Source organism: Streptomyces filipinensis (assembly GCF_014649495.1).
Lineage (GTDB): Bacteria > Actinomycetota > Actinomycetes > Streptomycetales > Streptomycetaceae > Streptomyces > Streptomyces filipinensis.
The window spans coordinates 32,462-55,356 of the sequence record NZ_BMTD01000020.1 but is presented as its reverse complement, the minus strand read 5'-3'; the positions used below and the strand labels follow the sequence as shown (position 1 = coordinate 55,356).

At 72.6% G+C, this 22,895-nt stretch carries 19 protein-coding genes and 1 pseudogene; 9 read left to right on the top strand and 11 right to left on the bottom strand.

Translation table 11 applies throughout. The features are described 5' to 3' along the window. Positions 1-20: 20 nt before the first annotated feature. The gene (locus tag IE244_RS33565) at positions 21-368 is read right to left on the bottom strand and encodes a chorismate mutase (protein WP_191877353.1); all 348 of its coding nucleotides are present in this window, start codon (positions 366-368) and stop codon (positions 21-23) included. 5 nt (positions 369-373) lie between these two features. Next, the gene (locus tag IE244_RS33560) at positions 374-1,291 is read right to left on the bottom strand and encodes a helix-turn-helix domain-containing protein (protein WP_191877352.1); all 918 of its coding nucleotides are present in this window, start codon (positions 1,289-1,291) and stop codon (positions 374-376) included. 107 nt (positions 1,292-1,398) lie between these two features. Between IE244_RS33560 and IE244_RS33555 the strand changes: the two genes are divergently transcribed. Beyond that, positions 1,399-3,156: a glycoside hydrolase family 35 protein gene (locus IE244_RS33555; RefSeq protein ID WP_191877351.1), complete on the top strand. Its 1,758-nt coding sequence runs from the start codon at positions 1,399-1,401 to the stop codon at positions 3,154-3,156. A gap of 58 nt (positions 3,157-3,214) precedes the next feature. Further along, positions 3,215-4,096, top strand: a complete 882-nt coding sequence (locus IE244_RS33550) for a hypothetical protein (protein ID WP_191877350.1) — start codon at positions 3,215-3,217, stop codon at positions 4,094-4,096. 53 nt (positions 4,097-4,149) lie between these two features. Here IE244_RS33550 and IE244_RS33545 read toward each other — a convergent pair. Continuing rightward, a pseudogene (locus IE244_RS33545) lies at positions 4,150-5,157 on the bottom strand (MFS transporter); the annotation flags it as partial. An 86-nt stretch (positions 5,158-5,243) separates the two neighbouring features. On the opposite strand from IE244_RS33545, the gene IE244_RS33540 reads away from it, so the two are divergent. Further along, on the top strand, positions 5,244-5,726 hold the full coding sequence (locus IE244_RS33540; protein ID WP_191877349.1) for a MarR family winged helix-turn-helix transcriptional regulator: 483 nt from the start codon (positions 5,244-5,246) through the stop codon (positions 5,724-5,726). Between the two features lie 6 nt (positions 5,727-5,732). Here IE244_RS33540 and IE244_RS33535 read toward each other — a convergent pair whose 3' ends face one another. Then, the gene (locus IE244_RS33535) at positions 5,733-6,638 is read right to left on the bottom strand and encodes an SDR family oxidoreductase (RefSeq protein WP_191877348.1); all 906 of its coding nucleotides are present in this window, start codon (positions 6,636-6,638) and stop codon (positions 5,733-5,735) included. Between the two features lie 13 nt (positions 6,639-6,651). Next, positions 6,652-7,434 (bottom strand): SDR family oxidoreductase, encoded by a 783-nt coding sequence (locus IE244_RS33530; RefSeq protein ID WP_191877426.1) that lies wholly within the window; start codon positions 7,432-7,434, stop codon positions 6,652-6,654. Positions 7,435-7,543: 109 nt separating this feature from the next. Between IE244_RS33530 and IE244_RS33525 the strand changes: the two genes are divergently transcribed. From IE244_RS33525 to IE244_RS33510, 4 genes are read left to right on the top strand one after another with little or no spacing between them, the layout of a single operon-like run. Beyond that, positions 7,544-8,287: an enoyl-CoA hydratase family protein gene (locus tag IE244_RS33525; RefSeq protein WP_191877347.1), complete on the top strand. Its 744-nt coding sequence runs from the start codon at positions 7,544-7,546 to the stop codon at positions 8,285-8,287. Then, positions 8,288-9,124, top strand: a complete 837-nt coding sequence (locus IE244_RS33520; RefSeq protein ID WP_191877346.1) for a CoA transferase subunit A — start codon at positions 8,288-8,290, stop codon at positions 9,122-9,124. Continuing rightward, on the top strand, positions 9,121-9,864 hold the full coding sequence (locus IE244_RS33515; RefSeq protein ID WP_191877345.1) for a CoA-transferase subunit beta: 744 nt from the start codon (positions 9,121-9,123) through the stop codon (positions 9,862-9,864). Before IE244_RS33520 ends, IE244_RS33515 begins: the two co-directional genes overlap by 4 nt. Next, a complete protein-coding gene (locus tag IE244_RS33510) occupies positions 9,864-10,925 on the top strand; it encodes an NAD(P)H-dependent flavin oxidoreductase (RefSeq protein ID WP_191877344.1) in 1,062 nt (353 codons plus the stop codon). The genes IE244_RS33515 and IE244_RS33510 overlap by 1 nt, the downstream gene beginning before the upstream one ends. 13 nt (positions 10,926-10,938) lie before the next feature. Here IE244_RS33510 and IE244_RS33505 read toward each other — a convergent pair whose 3' ends face one another. The 3 genes from IE244_RS33505 to IE244_RS33495 are packed head-to-tail and all read right to left on the bottom strand — an operon-like array spanning position 10,939 to position 13,561. Continuing rightward, entirely contained in the window at positions 10,939-12,096 is a 1,158-nt protein-coding gene (locus IE244_RS33505; RefSeq protein WP_191877343.1) for an acetyl-CoA C-acetyltransferase, read from the bottom strand. 41 nt (positions 12,097-12,137) lie between these two features. Then, positions 12,138-12,749 carry a TetR/AcrR family transcriptional regulator gene (locus IE244_RS33500; protein ID WP_191877342.1) on the bottom strand — a complete coding sequence of 204 codons (612 nt, stop codon included), beginning with the start codon at positions 12,747-12,749 and terminating at the stop codon, positions 12,138-12,140. A gap of 26 nt (positions 12,750-12,775) precedes the next feature. Beyond that, a complete protein-coding gene (locus IE244_RS33495) occupies positions 12,776-13,561 on the bottom strand; it encodes an SDR family oxidoreductase (RefSeq protein WP_191877341.1) in 786 nt (261 codons plus the stop codon). 60 nt (positions 13,562-13,621) lie between these two features. On the opposite strand from IE244_RS33495, the gene IE244_RS33490 reads away from it, so the two are divergent. Both IE244_RS33490 and IE244_RS33485 read left to right on the top strand, forming a co-directional pair. After that, positions 13,622-14,761 (top strand): acyl-CoA dehydrogenase family protein, encoded by a 1,140-nt coding sequence (locus IE244_RS33490; RefSeq protein WP_191877340.1) that lies wholly within the window; start codon positions 13,622-13,624, stop codon positions 14,759-14,761. Beyond that, entirely contained in the window at positions 14,761-15,948 is a 1,188-nt protein-coding gene (locus IE244_RS33485; RefSeq protein WP_191877339.1) for an acyl-CoA dehydrogenase family protein, read from the top strand. Before IE244_RS33490 ends, IE244_RS33485 begins: the two co-directional genes overlap by 1 nt. A 1-nt stretch (position 15,949) precedes the next feature. Here IE244_RS33485 and IE244_RS33480 read toward each other — a convergent pair whose 3' ends face one another. From IE244_RS33480 to gltB, 3 genes are all read right to left on the bottom strand, one after another. Continuing rightward, positions 15,950-16,675, bottom strand: coding sequence for a VWA domain-containing protein (locus tag IE244_RS33480; RefSeq protein ID WP_191877338.1), 726 nt, complete (start codon positions 16,673-16,675; stop codon positions 15,950-15,952). A gap of 112 nt (positions 16,676-16,787) precedes the next feature. Then, on the bottom strand, positions 16,788-18,251 hold the full coding sequence (locus IE244_RS33475) for a glutamate synthase subunit beta (RefSeq protein WP_191877337.1): 1,464 nt from the start codon (positions 18,249-18,251) through the stop codon (positions 16,788-16,790). After that, complete coding sequence (gene gltB, locus IE244_RS33470) at positions 18,244-22,836, bottom strand: glutamate synthase large subunit (protein WP_191877336.1); 4,593 nt, start codon at positions 22,834-22,836, stop codon at positions 18,244-18,246. Before gltB ends, IE244_RS33475 begins: the two co-directional genes overlap by 8 nt. Positions 22,837-22,895 lie beyond the last annotated feature (59 nt).

The following is a 22,895-nucleotide window of genomic DNA, read 5'->3' as shown; positions in this document are numbered from 1 at the left end:
GCCGGATGCGGGCCGCAGGGTCAGGCCTCCGGCTGCTGCCCGTTGGCGGTGTCCTCGGCGATGCGCTCATGGTGCCGGATCACCTCCGCGATGATGAAGTTCAGGAACTTCTCGGCGAAGGCCGGGTCGAGCTTGGCGTTCTCCGCGAGGCGGCGCAGCCGCTCGATCTGGCGGGCCTCGCGGGCCGGGTCGGCGGGCGGCAGCTGGTGCACCGCCTTGAGCCGGCCGACCTGCTGGGTGGCCTTGAAACGCTCGGCGAGCAGGTGGACGACGGCCGCGTCGATGTTGTCGATGCTGTCGCGCAGCCGCGCCAGTTCCTGGCGGACCTCGGGGTCCACGTCACCGGTTCCCATGTCGCTGGTGGTCATGAACGTCAGCCTATGGGTTCGCCGGGCCGGGTCTCGGCGGTGTCCGGAGAGTGGATCATCGGCGGATCGTCCGGGTCCGGGACGCGGTCGCTCCAGCCGCCGGGCACGCTGCGCCCCTGCTGGGCGCGGAAGCGGACCGGGGCGAGGCCCACGCGACGGGTGAACAGCCGGGAGAAGTACGCCGGGTCGTCGTAGCCGACGCGGCGGGCCACGGCGGCGACGGGCAGCTCGGTCGTGGCGAGCAGTTCCTTGGCGCGGCCGAGGCGGATGCCGAGCAGGTAGTCCTTGGGGCTGCAGCCCGCGGCCCGGCGGACGGCGCGACGCAGCTCGGCGGGGGTCATGCCGTGCACGCGTGCGTGGTCGGCGACGCTCAGCGGTGCGCAGGCGTCCCGCGCGAGCGCCTGGAGCACCTGGTCGCCGTCCGGGGCGAGGTCGGCGCGGGCACGGCGCAGGGCGACGAGGAGTTCGTGCACGGCGGCGCCGGTCTCCACCTCCAGCAGCGGATTGCCGCGGCGGGCGGCGCGGGCGATGCGGGCGACCACCGCGCGGGGCCCCGAGGCGTCGGAGAGCGGGACGACGGGCCGCTCGGGTTCGATGTAGCCCAGTTCGGTGTAGGTCGCGGCGGCGGGTCCGGCGAAGTCGACGAAGGCCTCGTCCCAGCCGGTGCCGGGGTCGGGCGCGTAGTGGTGGGGCACGCCGGGGGTGAGCCAGAGCAGGGCGGGCGCGGTGACGGTCGTACGGCGGCCGTCGGCGCCCCGGTACCAGCCGGCGCCCGCGCTGATCACGACGGCCACGTGGTGGTCGAGGGTGCGCGGGCCGACCGTGGGCAGCGCACCGTGCTGCAGACCGACGCCGAGGCAGACCAGGCCGAGGCGGTGGTGCGCGGGCCCGGGGCTGAAGAACCGCATCCAGGTCTGGTACATCGGCGCTCCTCCCGGGCGTGCTCCGAGGCGGCCTTCCGGCGTTTTGTCCAAGCAGTGCCGATCTTCGTCCATGGCGCCGACCGCCGGAAGGGATGAGGCTGGGGCGCATGAGCGAGTTCGCGGTGGGGGAATCCGACTTCCTGCTGGACGGCCGGCCGGTACGGCTGCTCTCCGGGGCGATGCACTACTTCCGGGTGCACGAGGGGCACTGGCGGCACCGGCTGGCGATGCTGCGGGCGATGGGCCTGAACTGCGTCGAGACGTACGTGCCGTGGAACCTGCACCAGCCGGTCCCGGGCGGCTACCGGGACGTGCGGGCGCTCGGCCGCTTCCTGGACGCGGTCCGGGAAGCCGGCCTGTGGGCGATCGTGCGGCCGGGTCCCTACATCTGCGCCGAGTGGGAGAACGGCGGGCTGCCGCCCTGGGTCACGGACTCGGCGGGCACGCGCGTGCGCACGCGTGACGAGCGCTGGCTGTCCCCTGTGGAGCACTGGTTCCACCACCTGATGCACGAGATCGCGCCCCGGCAGATCGACCGCGGCGGCCCGGTGGTCCTGGTGCAGGTCGAGAACGAGTACGGCAGTTACGGGAGTGACACCGGGTATCTACGGGAGCTGGCGGGTCTGCTGCGCGCCAAGGGCGTCACGGTTCCGCTGGTCACCTCGGACGGCCCCGAGGACCACATGCTGACCGGCGGCTCGCTGCCCGGGGTGCTCGCCACGGTGAACTTCGGCTCCCACGCGCGCGAGGCCTTCGCGACACTCCGTCGCCACCGTCCCGATGGCCCGCTGATGTGCATGGAGTTCTGGTGCGGCTGGTTCGACCACTGGGGCGGTGAGCATGTCGTCCGGGATCCGGAGGAGGCCGCCGGGGCACTGCGGGAGATCCTGGAGTGCGGGGCGTCGGTGAACCTCTACATGGCGCACGGCGGCACGAGCTTCGCCGGCTGGGCGGGCGCCAACCGGGGCGGCGGCACGCTGCACGAGGGCCCGCTGGAGCCCGATGTGACCTCCTACGACTACGACGCCCCGGTGGACGAGTACGGCCGCCCGACGGAGAAGTTCTGGCGTTTCCGCGAGGTACTGGCCGAGTACCGCTCCGAGCCCCTGCCCGAACTGCCGCCCATGCCGCCCCCGTTGGCGCGCCCGGCACAGGTGACGCTGGACGGCTGGGCGTCCTTGGGTGACGTCCTGGAGACGCTGGGCGGCGAGGAGACGGTCGCACCGCTGCCGCCCTCCTTCGAGGAACTGCACGTCACCCGGGGCCTGGTGCGCTACGAGGTGCACGTGCCCGGCCCACGGCAGCCGTACCCGCTGACCCTGCGCGGACTGCGGGACCTCGCGGTGGTGTACGTCGACGGGGAGCGGGCCGGGGTGCTCACCGAGGAGGAGCCGCAGCTGAAGGAGCCCGTGGCGGGCCCCGCGCGCGTGGAGCTGTGGGTGGAGTCCCTCGGAAGGGTGAACTACGGGCCGCGTTTCGGCGAGCCGAAGGGAATCACCGGCGGCATCCTGCACGAGCGGCAGTTCCTGCACGGCGTACGCGCGCGTGGGCTGGATCTGGACGCGTTCGAGGGCGGCGTGGACGCGGTGCCGTTCGGCGCGCTGCCCGCGGTGGGCGCACCGGGCCTGTACCGGGGCACCGTCACGGTCCGCGGGGCAGGGGACGCCCGGCTGGAGCTTCGGGGCCGGACGCGCGGCTTCGTCTGGATCAACGGCTTCCCCCTGGGCCGTTACTGGTCCGTCGGCCCCCAGCGGTCCCTGTACGTCCCCGGTCCGGTGCTGCGGGAGGGCGAGAACGAGGTGTGGGTGCTGGAGCTGCAGGAGACGGACCCGGACCGGCCGGCGCCCCGTCTGCTTCCCGTGTGAGCGGCGGTCCGTCCCGCCTACAGTGGAGAGGAGTTCCGGCGTCTTTGGGGGTGTGGACGTGGCGAACGGCGGACCGGTCCAGCACGGCTACCCGCATCTGGAGACGGTGCGGGCCGCCATCACGGCGCTGTACAGGCGCCTGTCCTACGCCACCGTCCAGACCTTCTCGGCCAGTGTGGCCCCCGCGGACGTCGCCTTCTGCGACACCGACGACCTGCATCTGGGCGCACAGCGGGTGGCCCGCGAGATCGTGCGGCACTTCCGGCTGCCGGACGCGCGGCTGATCGTCGGCTTCCGGGAGATGACCCACGCGGCGAACGTCGAACTGGCGGCGGGCCCCGAATACTTCGTGGAGCTGAACGACCGTTTCCGCACCCACCGCAGGGACATCGGCGCGGCGCTCGCCCACGAGGTGGCGCACGTCTACCTGCACCGCCTGGACCTCTCCTTCCCGACCACCGCGGAGAACGAGATCCTGACGGACACCGTGACGGCCTACCTGGGCGCCGGCTGGCTGCTGCTGGACGCCTACCGGGAGGACGCGCTCTCCTCGCAGAAGCTCGGCTACCTCACCCCGGAGGAGTTCGGTTACGTCCTCGCCAAACGGGCGCTGCTGTTCCAGGAGGACCCCTTGGTGTGGTTCACCAGCCCGCAGGCCTACGACGCGTACGGCAAGGGGATGGCCCTGGCCCGCCGGGACGAGCAGCAGCCGCCGCTGACCGGGGCCGGCTGGGCCGGCCGGCGGCGCTACGCCCACGACCGCCGGCACGCGCCCGGCATCCGGCCGACGGCCCCCTACACCTTCAGCCCCGACCCTGCCGGGCACCTCCGGGTGACCTTCCCCTGCCCCACCTGCCACCAGCGGATCCGGGTACCGGTGAAGGGGCGGGTACGGGCGCGGTGCGGGCTGTGCCGGACGGTGCTGGAGTGCGACACGTAGGCCCGCCGCACCCCGCTGGGGCGGAGCCGCCGGTGGTCCGGGACGCCGGCCGGCTACTCGGCCACCGCCCGCCGAGGAAGCCACGCGCACAACCCCCCGCACAGCACGAACGCCCCGATCACCCACGGCATCGCATCAGCCAACGCCCCGGACATCCCCTGGCCGACGGCCCCGAAGAACACCGTGCCGGCCACGCCGGCCCCCACCGCGCCCCCGAACTGCTGAGCCGTGGAGAAGATCCCGGACGCCCCACCGGCCAACTCCCCCGGCACCGCCGACAGCACGACGTTCACCAGCGGCACCACCAGGAACCCCAGCCCCGCCCCGGCGATGAGCAGCCCCGGCACCAGCGGCCACGCTCCGGTGTGCGCGGCCGGTGCCCCGTCGACCACGGCGCCGACCCAGCCGAGGCCACCCGCCGTCAGCAGCGCCCCGGCACCGAGCACCAGCCGCCCGTACCGTACGGCGAGCCCGTCCGCGGCGGGCGCGGTGAGGAAACCGCCGGCCGAGACGGCGACGGTCACCAGCCCGGCCTGCATCGGCGTGTATCCCTCGCCGGCCTGCAGCCAGACCGCGAAGACGAGGAAGCAGCCCTGCATCCCGACGGAGAAGAGCAGCTGGACGAGCACGCCCACCGAGAACGCGGGAAGCCGGAAGGCGCGGGCGGGCAGCAGCGGCACCGTCCCGGGCCGGTGCCGCAGGGCCTCGTACACCCCGAGTCCCACCACGGCCGCGCCCCCCGCACCCAGGCAGACCCAGCCCCACAGCGGCCAGCCGTTCTCCCGGCCCTGCACCAGCGGCAGCACGAACGCGACCAGGCCGCCGGCCAGCAGCAGACTGCCCAGGACGTCCGGCCGGCCCGCCGAACGCTCCCGCGTGGAGGGGACCAGCAGCAGTCCGGCTGCGAAGGTGGCCACGGCCACCGGCACGTTCACCAGGAAGACCGAACGCCAGCCCCAGCCGAACAGGTCGGCGTCCGTGAGCACCCCGCCGAGCAGCAGCCCGACGGCGGAGGCGAAGCCCGCGACCGCGCCGTACATCCCGAAGGCGGCCCCGCGCTCCTTGCCCTGGAAGCGGACTCACGCCGGTGCGGCGCCGCGCGCAAGTCGTTAGTTCGCCCAAACGAAATTTTTGTTAGGCTGAGGACATGGCCAAGGCAGACGAGAAGCGGGACGAGGCGGCGCGGTCCGAGGTGCTGGGGCAGCTCATGACGGTGGGCCGGGCCCACAGCGCGGTCACGGTCATGTTCCACTCGGCGGTCGCCGCCCAGCAGGGGCTGAACGCGACGGAGGAGAAGACCCTCGACCTCCTCCAGCGGCACGGCCCGCTCACCGCGAAGGAGCTCGCCGAGCTGACCGGGCTCGCCCCCGCCTCCGTCACGGGCCTGCTCGACCGGCTGGAGGACAAGGGTTTCGTCCACAGGGCCAAGCACCCGACGGACAAGCGCCGGGTGCTGGTCGAACTGGACCAGGACAAGCTCGCCGAGCTGGCCGTGTTCTTCGAGGACTGGGCCCGTGACATCGTCGAGGCCTGCGAGGAGTTCAGCACGGACGAGCTCAGGACGGTGATCCGCTTCCTGTCGGTGATGAGCGAGCGGCAGCACGCGGCGGCGGCCCGGCTGACCGGCTGACCCTGACTAGGCCCCGTAGACCGCCCCCGGCGGTTCCGCCGCCGCCAGGAGCTCGCGCGCCGTCTCCCCCGCCTCGGCCGGTGTCCACCGTGCGCCCTTGTCGGCGGCGGGGCCTGGCCGCCAGCCCTCCATGACGGTGATCCGGCCGCCCTCCGCCTCGAAGACCCGGCCGGTGACCCCCGCGCTCGCGGCCGAGCCCAGCCAGACCACCAGCGGGGAGACGTTCTCCGCTGCCATGGCGTCGAAACCGGTGGCCGGGGCCGCCATGGCCTGCGCGAAGGCACGTGCCGTCATACGGGTGCGGGCCGCGGGCGCCACGGCGTTCACCTGGACGCCGTAGCGGGCCAGTTCGGCCGCCGCGACCAGGGTCAGCGCGACGATCCCGGCCTTGGCGGCGCTGTAGTTGCCCTGCCCGACCGAGCCCAGCAGACCGGCACCGCTGCTGGTGTGGACGACCCTGGCCTGCGGGATCCGCCCGGCCTTGGCCTCGGTCCGCCAGTACGCGGCGGCGTGCCTCAGAGGCAGGAAGTGCCCTTTGAGGTGAACGCGGATCACGGCGTCCCAGTCGTCCTCCCCGAGATTCACCAGCATCCGGTCGCGCAGGAAGCCGGCGTTGCTGACGAGCGTGTCGAGACCTCCGTACGTCTCCAGGGCGGTCCGGACCAGGGAGGCGGCGCCGTCGGCCGTGGCGATGTCACCGCCGTGCGCGACCGCCTCCCCGCCGGCGGCCCGGATCTCGGCGACGACAGCTCCGGCCGGACTCTCCGCCCCGCGCTCCCCGTCCAGTCCCACGCCCAGGTCGTTGACGACGACCCGGGCGCCTTCGGCCGCGAAGGCGAGGGCATGGGCGCGGCCGAGCCCGCGGCCGGCTCCGGTGACGACGACGACCCGGCCGTCGCAGATTCCGCTCATCTCGACTCCCCTGTCACTTCTCGCGGTTGACGGTCGTGGCGTCCAGGAAGGCGGGCCGCTCCCCGCCGCCGTGCACATGCAGACTGGCTCCGCTGATGTAGGCGGCCGCGTCGGAGGCGAGGAAGACCGCGGCGGCGCCGACGTCGGCGGGGGCGGCGAGCCGGCCGAGCGGGACGGTGCCGGAGACGGCGGCGATGCCGTCCGGCCCGCCGTAGTGCAGATGCGACAGCTCGGTGCGGACCATGCCGACCACGAGCGTGTTGACGCGCACCTGCGGCGCCCACTCCACGGCCATGGAGGCCGCCAGCTGCGCGAGGCCCGCCTTGGCCGCGCCGTACGCGGCGGAACCGGGCGAGGGCCGGCCGCCGCTGACACTGCCGACCATCACGACCGAACCCCGGCTGCGGCGCAACCGCTCGTACGCGGCGAGGGACGCGGTCAGCGGCGTGATCAGGTTCAACTCGATGACTCTGGCGTGCCGTTCGGCGTCGGCGTCCGCGAGCCGCCGGTACGGTGTGCCGCCCGCGTTGTTGACGAGAACGTCGAGCCGGGGCAGCGCGCCGAAGAAGGCGTGGACGGCGGGCACATCGCGCAGGTCGAGGGGGGCGAACTCGACGCCCTCCAGGGGCTGTTCGGGCGGTCTGCGGGCGCAGGCCACGACCCGGGCGCCGGTGTCGGCGAACGCCCGGGCGATCCCGGCCCCCACACCCCGGGTACCGCCGGTGACGACGACGGTTCGGCCGCGGGTCGTGTCATGGGGGCGGTCGTGCGTCCTGTCGTGAGTCCTGTCGTGGATCGTGTCGCGCGGCGAGTTGTCCACAGGCCCTCCCGCTCCTCTGCACCGGCTGCTAGCTTCGAAGCCTCGCACCTAACAAATGTTTGGTGGAAAGGTAGCTGATGCGCCCATGGGTGTCTCCCGTTCGTCCCCGGAAAAAGGCGTTTCCGTGGTCACCGTCGATTTCCCGCCGGTGAACGCGCTGCCGGTGCACGGCTGGTTCGATCTGGCCGACGCCGTGCGCGCCTGCGGCCGCGACACCGATGTCCGGTGCGTGGTGCTGGCCGCCGAGGGCCGCGGGTTCAACGCGGGCGTGGACATCAAGGAGATACAGACGCGGGGGCAACAGGCGCTGATCGGTGCCAACCACGGCTGCGCCGAGGCCTTCGCGGCGGTCTACGAGTGCGCGGTCCCCGTCGTCGCGGCGGTGCAGGGCTTCTGTCTGGGCGGCGGGATAGGCCTGGTGGGCAGCGCGGACGCGATCGTGGCGAGCGAGGACGCCTCCTTCGGGCTGCCCGAGCTGGACCGGGGCGCGCTGGGGGCGGCGACCCATCTGGCCCGCCTGGTCCCGCAGCACCTGATGCGCGCCCTGTACTACACGGGCCGTACCGCGAGCGCCGAGGAGCTGCACCGGCACGGCTCGGTGTGGCGGATGGTGCCGCGCGCGGGGGTACGGGCGGCGGCGGTGGAGCTGGCCCGCGAGATCGCCGCCAAGGACGGGCGGCTGCTGCGCATGGCGAAGGCGGCCATCAACGGCATCGACCCGGTCGACGTCCGCCGCAGCTACCGCTTCGAGCAGGGCTTCACCTTCGAAGCCAACCTCAGCGGACTGGCCGACCGGGTCCGCGACACGTTCGGGAAGGAGGGCGCGTAGATGGGTGACAAGACGATGACCGCCGACGAGGTGGTCTCCCGGCTGGAGAGCGGCATGACCCTCGGCATCGGCGGCTGGGGTTCCCGCCGCAAGCCGATGGCGCTGGTGCGGGCGCTGCTCCGCTCCCGGATCGCCGACCTGACCGTGGTGTCGTACGGCGGTCCGGACGTCGGGATGCTCGCGGCGGCCGGCCGGATCCGCAAGCTCGTCACCGCCTTCGTCACGCTCGACTCCATCCCGCTGGAGCCGCACTACCGGGCGGCGCGCGAGCGGGGCGCCTTCGAGCTGACGGAGGTGGACGAGGCGATGTTCATGTGGGGACTGCGCGCCGCCGCCAACCGGCTGCCCTTCCTGCCGGTCAGGGCCGGCCTGGGCTCGGACGTCCTGCGGGTCAACCCCGGCCTGCGGACGGTCACTTCGCCGTACGAGGACGGGGAGACGTTCGTCGCCATGCCCGCCCTGCGCCTGGACGCCGCCCTGGTGCACGTCAACCGCGCCGACCGGCTGGGCAACGGCCAGTACCTGGGGCCGGACCCGTACTTCGACGACCTGTTCTGCGAGGCGGCGGACGCGGCGTACGTCTCCTGTGAACGGATCGTCGACACGGCCGAGCTGACGAAGGCGGCGGCGCCACAGTCCCTGCTGGTCCGACGGCATGTGGTGACCGGCGTCGTGGAGGCCCCGGGCGGCGCGCACTTCACGTCCTGCGCCCCCGACTACGGCCGGGACGAGGCGTTCCAGAAGCGGTACGCGACCACGCCGTGGCCCGCGTTCGCGGCGCGCTGTCTGTCCGGGGACGAGCGTGCCTACCGGGCGGCGGTCAAGGAGGAGTCATGAGCGAGGCCACACCGGCCGCGGACGGCGTCGTCTCCCGCGCCGAGTACTGCGTCGTCGCCTGCGCCGAGGCCTGGCGGGGCGGGGGCGAGATCCTGGCGAGCCCGATGGGCCTGGTCCCGTCCACCGGCGCCCGTCTCGCCGCCCGGACCTTCGCGCCCGACCTGCTGTTGACCGACGGCGAGGCGATGATCACGAACCCGGACGGCACGGTCGAGGGCTGGCTGCCGTACCGCAAGCACCTCGAACTGGTCACCGGGGGCCGACGGCACGTGATGATGGGCGCGAGCCAGATCGACCGGTACGGCAACCAGAACATCTCCTGCATCGGCGACTGGGCGAAGCCGACGCGGCAGCTGCTCGGGGTGCGCGGGGCACCGGTCAACACTCTGAACAACCCGACGAGTTACTGGATCCCGAAGCACTCCCGGCGGGTCTTCGTCGAGAAGGTCGACATGGTGTGCGGGGTCGGGTACGACCACGCGGCCGGCGCGCCGTACCACCGCATCCCTCGTGTCGTCTCCGACCTCGGCGTCTTCGACTTCGCCACGCCGGGCCGCACGATGCGGCTGGTCTCGGTGCATCCGGGCGTGACGGTGGAGCAGGTGCGGGAGGCGACGGGGTTCGACCTCGTGATCCCGGACGAGGTGCCGTACACCCGCCGGCCGAGCGACGCCGAGCTGCGCCTGATCCGCGAGGTGATCGATCCGGACAACACCCGGGCCAGGGAGGTTCCGCTCTGATGGACACCGCGCTCACCCGGCTGGCCGGGGTCCGCCATCCGGTCGTGCAGACCGGGATGGGGTGGGTGGCCGGCCCACGGCTGGTCTCGGCGGCGGCGAACGCGGGTGCTCTCGGCATCCTGGCATCGGCGACGATGACACCGGACCGGCTTCGCGAGGCGATACGGGAGGTGCGGTCCCGTACCGACGCGCCGTTCGGGGTGAACCTGCGCGCCGACGCGGGCGACGCGGCCGACCGCGTGGAGATCATGGTGGCGGAGGGCGTCCGGGTGGCCTCCTTCGCCCTGGCACCCTCGCGTGAGCTGATCGCCCGGCTCAGGGAGGCGGGTGTGGTCGTCATCCCGTCCGTCGGGGCGCGCCGGCACGCCGAGAAGGTGGCCGCCTGGGGTGCGGACGCGGTGATCGTGCAGGGCGGTGAGGGCGGCGGGCACACCGGCGAGGTGGCGACGAGCGTGCTGCTGCCGCAGGTGGTGGACGCGGTGGACATACCGGTCGTGGCGGCGGGTGGCTTCTTCGACGGGCGGGGTCTGGTGGCGGCGCTGGCCTACGGGGCTGCCGGGGTGGCGATGGGTACGCGGTTCCTGCTCACCTCCGACTCGACGGTGCCGGACGCGGTGAAGGCCCGGTATCTGGCGGCGACGGTCCGGGACATCACCGTCACACGGGCGGTGGACGGCCTGCCGCACCGGATGCTGCGCACGGACCTGGTGGAGACGCTGGAGCGGTCGGGACGGATAGGGCTCCTGGCCCGTGCGCTGCGGAAGGCGGCCGGTTTCCGCCGGTTGTCGGGGCTCACCTGGCCGCAGCTGGTGCGGGACGGAATCGCGCTCAAGCACGGCAAGGAGCTGTCCTGGAGCCAGGTCCTGCTGGCCGCGAACACGCCGATGCTGCTGAAGTCCGCGATGGTGGACGGCCGTACGGACCTTGGGGTGATGGCGTCCGGGCAGGTCGCCGGGGTGATCGACGACCTGCCGTCCTGCGCGGAGCTGGTGGAGCGGATCGTGAAGGAGGCGGAGGAGGTGCTGGAGGGACTGACAGGACCGCGGGACGGACGGCGCTGACGGGCGGGAGGACTCAGAGCCGTTCGATGACGGTCACGTTCGCCTGACCGCCGCCCTCGCACATGGTCTGCAGGCCGTAGCGGCCGCCGGTGCGCTCCAGTTCGTGGAGCAGGGTCGTCATCAGGCGGACGCCGGTCGCGCCGAGCGGGTGGCCGAGGGCGATCGCGCCGCCGTTGACGTTGACCTTCCCGGGGTCGGCGCCGGTCTCCTTCAGCCAGGCCAGGACGACCGGCGCGAAGGCCTCGTTGATCTCGACGAGATCGATGGCGTCGATGGTCAGGCCGGTCTTCCTCAGGGCGTGGGCCGTGGCCGGGATGGGGGCGGAGAGCATCCGGATGGGGTCCTCGCCGCGTACGGAGAGATGGTGGACGCGGGCGCGCGGGCGCAGCGCGTGGTCGTGTACCGCCCGCTCGGAGGCGAGCAGCAGGGCGGCGGCGCCGTCGGAGACCTGCGAGGAGCAGGCCGCGGTGATGGTGCCCCCGTCGAGGACGGGTTTCAGCGCGGCCATCTTCTCCAGGGAGGTGTCCCGGCGCGGGCCCTCGTCCACGGTGACCTCGCCGTGGGGGACGGTCTCGCGTGCGAAGCGGCCGGTGTCGATGGCGCGGACGGCCCGCCGGTGCGAGCGCAGGGCGAACTCCTCCTGGTCCTCGCGGCTGATGCCCCATGTGGCGGCGATCATCTCGGCGCCGGCGAACTGGTTGACGGGCTGGTCGCCGTAGCGGGCTCGCCAGCCGGTGCTGCCGAGGAAGGGCCCGTCGGTCAGGCCGAGGGGTTCGGCGGCCTGGCGGGAGGCGAAGGCGATGGGGATCTGGGACATGTTCTGCACCCCGCCGGCGATCACCAGGTCCTGGGTGCCGGACAGCACGGCCTGCGCGGCGAAGTGCACGGCCTGTTGCGAGGAGCCGCACTGCCGGTCGACGGTCACGCCCGGTACCTCCTCGGGCAGCCCGGCGGCCAGCCAGCAGGTGCGGGCGATGTCCCCGGCCTGGGGTCCCACCGCGTCCAGGCAGCCGAAGACCACGTCGTCCACGGCGGCCGGGTCGACCGCGGCCCGCTCCACCAGCGCCGTCAGCACGTGCGCGCCGAGGTCGGCGGGATGGACGGCGCTGAGCCCTCCCCCGCGCCGTCCGACGGGTGTGCGGACCGCTTCGACGATGTAGGCCTCGGCCATGACAACTCCCTCACAGGAAAGGGGCGTTATGCGATCAGGTGTCACTCGCGTACGGCGATCCCGTCCAGCACCATCGACAGGTACTGGCGGGCGATCTCCTCGGGGCTGTGCTGTCCGCCGGGCCGGTACCAGGAGGCGGCGACCCATACGGTGTCGCGGACGAACCGGTAGGTGAGACGGACGTCGAGGTCGGCGCGGAAGACGTGCTCGGCGACCCCGCGTTCCAGCGTGCTGAGCCAGGCCTTCTCGAACCGGCGCTGGGACTCGGCGAGGAACGCGAACCGGTCCTGGGCGGCGAGTTGCCTGCTCTCCTTCTGGTAGATCGCGACGGCCGCGCGGTGCCGGTCGATCTCCCGGAAGGACTCGGTGACGAGCGCCTCCAGCGTCTCGCGGGGCCCGAACCCTGCGGCGAGGACGGTGTCGTAGCCGTCCCACAGCTCGTCGAGGAAGGTCCGCAGGATTTCCTCGAGCATCGACTCCTTGGAGTCGAAGTGGTAGTAGAGACTGCCCGCGAGCATGCCGGCGTGGTCGGCGATCCTGCGGACGGTGGTGGCGTTGTAGCCGTGCTCGGCGAAGACCTCGGCAGCGGTGGTGAGGAGTTCGCCGCGCCGGGCCGCTGCCGCGGTCACCTGGGGCTTCTTGTTGGTCGGCACGATCCCATTGTGGTCCGTCCCGGTCGTCAGGGGTGCTGGCTGCTGACGGCGACGACCTCGCCGGTGAGGTACGAGGAGTAGCCGGAGGCCAGGAAGACGATCACGTTGGCCACTTCCCACGGCTCGGCGTACCGCCCGAAGGCCTCCCGTTCGGTCAGCTCCTGGAGCAACCGGGCCGAGGTGACCTTCACCAGGTGCGGGTGCATTGCGAGGCTCGGGGCCACCGCGTTGACCCGTACGCCGTACGCGGCGGCCTCGATCGCGGCGCACCGGGTCAGCGCCATCACCCCGGCCTTGGCGGCGGCGTAGTGCGCCTGCCCGGCCTGGGCGCGCCAGCCGACGACGGAGGCGTTGTTGACGATCACCCCGCCGCCGGTCTCCCGCATCGCCCGCAGGGCGGCCCGCGTGCACCGGAAGGTGCCGTTGAGGGTGACGTCCAGTACCCGGGCCCACTGCTCGTCGGTCATGTCGACGAGGTCGCAGGTGCCGCCCAGGCCGGCGTTGTTGACGACGACGTCCAGCCGCCCGTGCGTGGCGACGGCCGCTTCGAACAGGGCCCGCACCTGGCTGTCGTCGGTGACGTCGCACGGCATCGCCGTCACCCGGCCGGGGAACTTGCGGCCCAGTTCGGCCTCGTGCTCCTTCAGCCGGCGCGTGTGCGCGTCGCTGATGACCACGTGCGCGCCCTCCTCCAGGAAGCGGCGCGCGGTCGCGCCGCCGATGCCGGCGCCGGCCGCCGCGGTGATGACGGCGGTGCGGCCCCTGAGCAGTCCGTGCCCGGGCACGTAGGCCGGGCTCTCGACGCCTGTCATAGGACCACGCTAACCTACCAAACACTTGTTAGGGAAGGTCGAGGGAAGAAGGTGCCGGCGGTGGACCTGTCCCACTCCAGGGCCGACGAGGAGTTCCGCGCCGAGGCCCGGGCCTGGCTGGCGGCGCATGTGCCGCGCACCCCGCTGCCGTCCCTGGAGACGGCCGAGGGCTTCGCCGCGCACCGCGCGTGGGAGGCCGAACTGGCCGCGGACCGCTGGTCGGTGGTGTCGTGGCCGAAGCGGTACGGCGGCCGGGACGCGGGGTTGCTGCGGTGGCTGGTCTTCGAGGAGGAGTACTGGGCGGCGGGTGCGCCCGGCCGGGTCGGGCAGAACGGCATCAGCCTGCTGGCCCCGACGCTCTTCGACCACGGCACGCAGGAGCAACGCGCGCGGGTGCTGCCGCCGATGGCCACCGGGGAGGCGGTCTGGGCGCAGGCCTGGTCCGAGCCGGAGGCGGGCTCCGACCTGGCCTCGCTGACCTCCCGCGCGGTACGGACGGACGGCGGCTGGCTCCTGCGGGGGCAGAAGACCTGGTCCTCCCGGGCGGCCTTCGCCGACCGGGCCTTCGGGCTCTTCCGCAGCGATCCGGACGCCCCGAAACCCCATCAGGGGCTCACGTATCTGATGTTCGACCTGCGGGCGCCGGGTGTCACGGTCCGCCCGATCGGCCGCCTGGACGGCAAGCCGGCCTTCGCCGAACTGTTCCTGGACGACGTGTTCGTGCCGGACGAGGACGTGATCGGCGAGCCCGGCCGGGGGTGGCGGATCGCGATGTCCACGGCGGGCGACGAACGCGGGCTCACCCTGCGCTCGCCGGGCCGCTTCCTCGCCTCGGCGCACCGGCTGGTCGCGCTGTGGCGGGCGCGCGGCTGCCCGGAGCACGCCCGCGCCCGGGTGGCCGACGCCGTGGTCGGCGCCCGCGCCTACCAGCTGTTCACCTACGCGGCCGCCTCCCGCTCCCTGGAGGGCGAGGAGCTGGGCCCCGAGTCCAGCACGAACAAGGTCTTCTGGTCCGAGCTGGACCTCGCGCTCCATGAGACGGCCCTCGACCTGCTGGGCCCGGAGGGCGAGCGGGCGGACACGGACTGGTCCGAGGGCTACGTCTTCTCGCTCGCCGGTCCCCTCTACGCGGGCACGAACGAGATCCAGCGCGACATCATCGCCGAGCGGCTGCTCGGCCTGCCGAAGGGACGCCGCTGATGCGCTTCCTCCTCGACGCCGAACAGCGCGCCTTCACCGGATCCCTGCACGCGATGCTGTCGGCCGCGGGCACCCCGGCGGTGATCCGGGACTGGAGCCGCGGCGATCCCGCGCGCGGGCGCGCGCTGTGGTCGCGGATCGCCGAGGCGGGGGTGTTCGGGCTGGCGGTGCCGGAGGACCACGGCGGCCTGGGGCGGCATCCCGTGGAGCTGGCCCTGGCCTTCGTGGAGCTGGGGCGGCACGCGGTGCCGGGGCCGCTGGTGGAGACGGTCGCGGCGGCGGTGCTGCTCCAGGACCTCCCGTCCGCCAAGCGGTTCCTGCCGGGGCTGGTGGCGGGCACGGACCTGGCCACCGTGGCCACGCCCCTCGGCCACGCCCTCACGACCACGCCGGCCCCCACCGAGCCCGCCCCCGACACCGGCCCTCCCCCCACCGCCCCCACCCGCGACCCTGATCCGGCCCGCCCCCGCCTCGCCGCAGACACCGCCGCTGCCCGCTACCTCGCCCCCGGCCCCGACCGCGCCCCGGGCACCGACCCGGCCGCCCCGCAGCTCGCCCTGGACGCCGACGCGGCCACGCTCCGCCTCGTCCTCACCGCCGACGGCCTTCGCGTGGCCACCGCGGCCGCAGGCCCCCCGCGCCGCTCCCTCGACCCCGCCCGCCGCCTCACCCCGCTCACCCCGGACGGCGAGCTCCTCACCCCCGATCCGCCACGCGAGCGCGCCCTCACCTGGGCCCGCCTGGCCATCGCCGCCCAGGCCCTCGGCGTCGGACTCGCCCTCCTCGACCGCACGGTCGCCTACGTCCGGCAGCGCACCCAGTTCGGCGTCCCCATCGGCTCCTTCCAGGCGGTCAGACACCGTCTCGCGGATGCCAGGACCGCCCTGGAGTTCGCCCGCCCCCTGGTCCTCGGCGCGGCGGTGTCACCGCGCCCCGCGGACGTGGCGGCCGCCAAGCTCATGGCATGCGAGGCGGCGTACACCACCGCCCGCGCGGCCCTGCAGCTGCACGGGGCGATCGGCTACACCGCGGAGTACGACCTCTCCCTGTGGCTGACCAAGGCCCGTGCCCTGCGCACGGCGTGGGGTACGCCCGAGGAGTGCCGGGAGGCGGTGCTCGACGACGCGCTCAAGGGACACGACGCGCCGAGGCGGCCGGCCGGCCCCGTGGGCGAGGCCGGGCCATGACTCAGGCCGGCCGTACGATGCCCGCGGCGCGTGCGGCCGCCAGCCACTGGGGGAACTCGCCGACGAGCCGGTCGTACAGCTCGGCGTCGCAGACGCGCCGCGGGTCCTGGCCGGCGTGGAAGAAACCCGCGTTGTCGAGGATCCGCCTGCCCGGTACGGCCAGCTCGTCCAGCTTCCGCAGGAACTCGAACTGCCGGCTGCCGGGGTCGCCGAAGCCGACGAACTGCCAGAACAGCGGCAGCCTGGCCGCCTTGCACAGATAGCGCTCGGCGGCGAGCTTGTTGATCGGGCCGCCGTCGGTCTGGAACACGACCAGGGCCGGATCGGTGGCACCGCTGTCCAGGTAGTGGTCGATGACGGCGTCCATCGCCAGGTGATAGCTGGTCCTGCCCATGTGTCCGAGCCCGGCCACGATGCGCTCGACGCTGCCCTGGTGCCGGTCGAGGGCGATGGCGGTGACCGCGTCGACGTCCGTGGAGAAGAACACCACCGGCACCCGGCCGTCGTCGTCCAGATGCGCGGCCAGGCCCAGCACCCGGTCGGCGAGCGTCTGCACGCTGCCGTCCTGGTAGTAGGGCTTCATCGAGCCGGAGTAGTCGACCACCAGGTAGACCGCGGCACGCAGGCCGTCCAGGCCGTGCTTGGTGAGCGACACCCCGGCCGACCTGTAGGCGCCGACGAGCGCGGGCGCGCTCTCCTCCACCTTGCGCAGACTGATCGCGGCCATGGCTCCCCCTCGACGTGCGGACATGCAACGACGCCTGCCCGGGTCCGGTCGGGGACGGGGCAGGCGTCGTCAGTGTTCCGTACGCCGTTGTACGGGACGTTCTCGGGTGCCGTCAGACCGCCAGGGCGCGGTCCGTCGGGCGGATCGGGGCCGGCAGGTCGCTGGCACCGGTCAGGAACCGGTCGACACCGCGGGCGGCCGAGCGGCCCTCCGCGATCGCCCACACGATGAGGGACTGGCCGCGGCCGGCGTCACCGGCGACGAACACACCCGGCACGTTGGTCTGGAAGTCGGCGTCGCGGGCGATGTTACCGCGTTCGTCGAGGTCCAGGGCGAACTGCTCCACCAGGCCGTTCTCCCGGTCGGTGCCGGTGAAGCCCATGGCGAGGGTGACCAGCTGGGCCGGGATCTTGCGCTCGGTGCCCGGCTTGGAGGTCAGCTTGCCCTCGACGAACTCCACTTCGGCCAGGTGCAGCCACTGCACGTTGCCGTCCTCGTCGCCCTCGAAGTGGGTGGTGGAGGCGGAGTAGATCCGCTCGCCGCCCTCCTCGTGGGCCGAGGTGACCTTGTACAGGATCGGGAAGGTCGGCCAGGGCTGGTTGATCGCGTGCCGCTCGTCGTTCGGGCGAGGCATGATCTCCAGCTGGGTGACGGAGGCCGCGCCCTGCCGGTGGGCGGTGCCCACGCAGTCCGCGCCGGTGTCACCGCCGCCGATGACGACGACGTGCTTGCCCTCGGCCGAGATCGGGGGCGCCACGTAGTCGCCCTCCTGGACCTTGTTGGCCAGCGGCAGGTACTCCATCGCCTGGTAGATGCCCTTGAGCTCGCGGCCCGGCACCGGCAGGTCGCGCGCGGTGGTGGCACCGGCGGCGATGACGATCGCGTCGTAGCGCTTCTTCAGGTCGCGGGCGCCCAGATCGCGGCCGATCTCGACGCCGGTGCGGAAGCGGGTGCCCTCCGCGCGCATCTGCTCGATACGGCGGTTGATGTGCCGCTTCTCCATCTTGAACTCGGGGATGCCGTACCGGAGGAGGCCTCCGATGCGGTCCGCGCGCTCGTAGACGGCGACCGTGTGGCCGGCCCGGGTCAGCTGCTGGGCGGCGGCGAGACCCGCCGGGCCCGAGCCGATGACCGCGACCGTCTTGCCGGACAGGCGCTCGGGGATCTGCGGGGTGACGTCCCCGGTCTCCCACGCCTTGTCGATGATCGAGACCTCGACGTTCTTGATGGTGACCGGCGGCTGGTTGATGCCCAGCACGCACGCCGACTCGCAGGGGGCCGGGCAGAGGCGACCGGTGAACTCCGGGAAGTTGTTGGTCGCGTGCAGCCGCTCCTGGGCGGCGGCCCAGTCCTCGCGGTAGGCGTAGTCGTTCCACTCGGGGATCAGGTTCCCCAGCGGACAGCCGTTGTGGCAGAACGGGATGCCGCAGTCCATGCACCGGCTGGCCTGCTTGCTGATGATCGGCAGCAGGGAGCCGGGGACGTAGACCTCGTTCCAGTCCTTGACGCGCTCACCGACAGGACGGGTCTGGGCGACCTCGCGGCCGTGGTTCAGGAAGCCCTTCGGGTCAGCCATTGATCGCCGCCTCCATCATCTTCTCGGTGATCTCGGTCTCGGTCAGACCGGCTCGCTCGGCGGCGTCCTTGGCGGCGAGCACTGCCTTGTACGTGCTGGGGATGATCTTGCTGAACCGCTCCACGGCCGTGTCCCAGTCGGCGAGCAGCTTCTCGGCGACCGTCGAGCCGGTCTCCTCGGCGTGGCGGCGCACCACGTCGTGCAGCCACTGCTTGTCCGTGTCGTCCAGCGCCTCGACCGACTGGGCGTTGCCGACGTTGACGTTGTCGCGGTCGAGGTCGATGACGTAGGCGACACCGCCGGACATGCCCGCCGCGAAGTTGCGGCCGGTCGGGCCGAGGACGACCGCGTGACCGCCGGTCATGTACTCGCAGCCGTGGTCGCCCACGCCCTCGGAGACGACCAGCGCGCCGGAGTTGCGGACGCAGAACCGCTCACCGGTGCGGCCGCGCAGGAACAGCTCGCCGCCGGTGGCGCCGTAGCCGATGGTGTTGCCCGCGATGGTCGAGTACTCGGCGAGGTGGTCGGCCGCGCGGTCCGGGCGGACGACGATCCGGCCGCCGGACAGGCCCTTGCCGACGTAGTCGTTGGCGTCGCCCTCCAGGCGCAGCGTGACGCCGCGCGGCAGGAACGCGCCGAAGGACTGGCCGGCCGAGCCGGTGAAGGTGATGTCGATGGTGTCGTCGGGCAGGCCCGCGCCGCCGAACTTCTTCGTCACCTCGTGGCCGAGCATGGTGCCGACCGTGCGGTTGATGTTGCGGATGGCGACCTGGGCGCGCACCGGCTGGGCCTCGGTCGCGTCGTTCGCGGCCAGGGCGTCGGCGGCGAGCTTGATCAGCTCGTTGTCCAGGGCCTTCTCCAGGCCGTGGTCCTGCTCGATCAGCTGGTGGCGGACGGCGCCCTCGGGCAGGTCCGGCACGTGGAACAGCGGCTCCAGGTCCAGGCCCTGCGCCTTCCAGTGGTCGACCGCGCGCTCGACGTCCAGCAGCTCGGCGTGGCCGACGGCCTCCTGGATGGAGCGGAAGCCCAGCTCGGCGAGCAGCTCGCGGACCTCTTCGGCGATGAACCGGAAGAAGTTCACGACGTACTCGGCCTTGCCCGCGAAGCGGTCGCGCAGGGTCGGGTTCTGGGTGGCGATGCCGACCGGGCAGGTGTCCAGGTGGCAGACACGCATCATGACGCAGCCGGAGACGACGAGCGGCGCGGTCGCGAAACCGAACTCCTCGGCGCCGAGCAGCGCGGCGATGATCACGTCACGGCCGGTCTTCAGCTGACCGTCGGTCTGCACGACGATGCGGTCGCGCAGGCCGTTGAGCAGCAGGGTCTGCTGGGTCTCGGCGAGGCCGAGCTCCCAGGGGCCGCCCGCGTGCTTCAGCGAGGTCAGCGGGGAGGCGCCCGTACCACCGTCGTGACCGGAGATCAGGACCACGTCCGCGTGCGCCTTGGAGACACCCGCGGCGACCGTGCCGACGCCGACCTCGGAGACCAGCTTCACGTGAATCCGCGCCTGCGGGTTCGCGTTCTTCAGGTCGTGGATCAGCTGGGCCAGGTCCTCGATGGAGTAGATGTCGTGGTGCGGCGGCGGGGAGATCAGACCGACACCCGGCGTCGAGTGACGCGTCTTGGCGACCCACGGGTAGACCTTGTGGCCGGGCAGCTGGCCGCCCTCGCCGGGCTTGGCGCCCTGGGCCATCTTGATCTGGATGTCGTCCGCGTTGACCAGGTACTCGGAGGTCACGCCGAAGCGGCCGGAGGCGACCTGCTTGATGGCGCTGCGCCGTGCCGGGTCGTACAGGCGGTCCGGGTCCTCGCCGCCCTCACCGGTGTTGGACTTGCCGCCCAGCTGGTTCATGGCGATGGCGAGGGTCTCGTGCGCCTCCTTGGAGATGGAGCCGTACGACATGGCGCCCGTCGAGAACCGCTTGACGATCTCGGAGACCGGCTCGACCTCGTCGACGGGGATCGGCGCGCGGTCGGACTTGAAGCCGAACAGGCCGCGCAGCGTCATCAGGCGCTCGGACTGCTCGTTCACGCGCTCGGTGTACTTCTTGAAGATGTCGTAGCGGCCGGTGCGCGTGGAGTGCTGCAGGCGGAAGACCGTGTCCGGGTCGAACAGGTGCGGCTCGCCCTCGCGGCGCCACTGGTACTCGCCGCCGATCTCCAGCGCACGGTGCGCGGGAGCGATGCCGGAGGCCGGGTAGGCCTTGGCGTGGCGGGCGGCGACCTCCTCGGCGATGACGTCGATGCCGACGCCGCCGATCTTGGTGGCGGTGCCGTTGAAGTACTTCTCGACGAAGGCCTCGTCCAGGCCGACGGCCTCGAAGACCTGGGCGCCGCGGTAGGAGGCGACGGTGGAGATGCCCATCTTGGACATGACCTTCAGGACGCCCTTCCCGAGGGCGTAGATCAGGTTCTTGATGGCCTTCTCGGGCTCCAGGCCGCTCAGGAAGGTGCCGGCGCGCAGCAGGTCCTCGACCGACTCCATCGCCAGGTACGGGTTGACGGCGGCGGCGCCGAAGCCGATCAGCAGGGCGACGTGGTGGACCTCGCGGACGTCACCGGCCTCGACCAGCAGGCCCACGTGGGTGCGCTGCTTGGTGCGGATGAGGTGGTGGTGGACGGCCGCGGTGAGCAGCAGCGACGGGATCGGCGCGTGCTCGGCGTCCGAGTGGCGGTCCGACAGGACGATCAGCCGGGCGCCGTTGTCGATGGCGGCGTCGGCCTCGGCGCAGATCTCCTCGATGCGGGCCGCGAGCGAGTCACCGCCGCCGGAGACCCGGAACAGGCCGGAGAGGGTCGCGGCCTTGAAGCCGGGCATGTCGCCGTCGGCGTTGATGTGGATGAGCTTGGCCAGCTCGTCGTTGTCGATGACCGGGAAGGGCAGGGTGACCGAGCGGCAGGAGGCCGCCGTCGGGTCCAGCAGGTTGCCCTCCGGGCCCAGCGACGAGCGCAGGGAGGTGACCAGCTCCTCGCGGATCGCGTCCAGCGGGGGGTTGGTGACCTGCGCGAACAGCTGGGTGAAGTAGTCGAAGAGCAGCCGCGGGCGCTCGGACAGGGCCGCGATCGGCGAGTCGGTGCCCATGGAGCCGATCGGCTCGGCGCCGGCGCGGGCCATCGGCGCGAGGATGACGCGCAGCTCCTCCTCGGTGTAGCCGAAGGTCTGCTGGCGGCGGGTGACCGAGGCGTGGGTGTGCACGATGTGCTCGCGCTCGGGCAGGTCGCCCAGCTCGATCTCGCCGGCCTCCAGCCATTCGGCGTACGGCTGCTCGGCGGCGAGGGCCGCCTTGATCTCGTCGTCCTCGATGATGCGGTGCTCGGCGGTGTCGACGAGGAACATCCGGCCGGGCTGCAGGCGGCCCTTGCGGACGACCCTGGCCGGGTCGATGTCGAGGACGCCGACCTCGGAGCCGAGCACGACGAGGCCCTCGTCGGTGACCCAGTAGCGGCCGGGGCGCAGACCGTTGCGGTCGAGCACGGCGCCGACCTGGGTGCCGTCGGTGAAGGTGACGCAGGCGGGGCCGTCCCAGGGCTCCATCATCGTGGAGTGGAACTGGTAGAAGGCGCGCTGGGCCGGGTCCATGGAGGTGTGGTTCTCCCACGCCTCCGGGATCATCATCAGCACGGAGTGCGGCAGCGAACGGCCGCCCAGGTGGAGCAGCTCCAGCACCTCGTCGAAGGAGGCCGAGTCGGAGGCGTCCGGCGTACAGACCGGGAAGACACGGTCGAGCGCGCGGTCGCCGAAGAGGTCGGACACCAGCTGCGACTCGCGGGCGCGCATCCAGTTGCGGTTGCCCTTGACGGTGTTGATCTCACCGTTGTGCGCGACGAACCGGTAGGGGTGCGCGAGCGGCCACGACGGGAAGGTGTTCGTGGAGAACCGGGAGTGCACCAGCGCGATCGCGGAGGCGAAGCGGCGGTCGGACAGGTCCGGGAAGAAGGGCTCCAGCTGGCCGGTGGTCAGCATGCCCTTGTACACGATCGTGCGCGCGGACAGCGAGGGGAAGTAGACACCGGCCTCGCGCTCGGCGCGCTTGCGCAGCACGAACGCCTTGCGGTCCAGCGCGATGCCCTCGCTGGCGCCGTCGGTGACGAAGATCTGGCGGAAGACCGGCATGGTGGAGCGGGCGGTGGCGCCCAGCAGCTCCGGGGCGACCGGGACCTCGCGCCAGCCGAGGACGGTGAGGCCCTCCTCGTCGGCGATCGTCTCGATCTTCGAGACGGAGTCCGCGGTCCCCTCCTCCGGCAGGAAGGCGATGCCTACCGCATAGGAACCCGCCGCGGGAAGGTCGAACCCGGCCACCTCACGGAAGAAGGCGTCGGGCACCTGGGAGAGGATGCCGGCGCCGTCGCCGGAGTCGGGCTCGGAGCCGGTGGCACCGCGGTGCTCCAGATTGCGCAGCACGGTGAGTGCCTGCTCGACCAGCGTGTGGGACGCCTCGCCGGTAAGGGTGGCGACGAAACCGACGCCGCAGGCGTCGTGTTCGTTGCGGGGGTCGTACATACCCTGCGCAGCAGGGCGAGCATCCATGAAGGACCAGTTCTGGCCATTCGCGGAATGCTGGGACGGCTGGCGCGGCGTACGCATCGGCTCTCCCGTCGTCGTCATGAGGCATGTGGCAGGTGCCGAGGGACGACGTTGGCCCT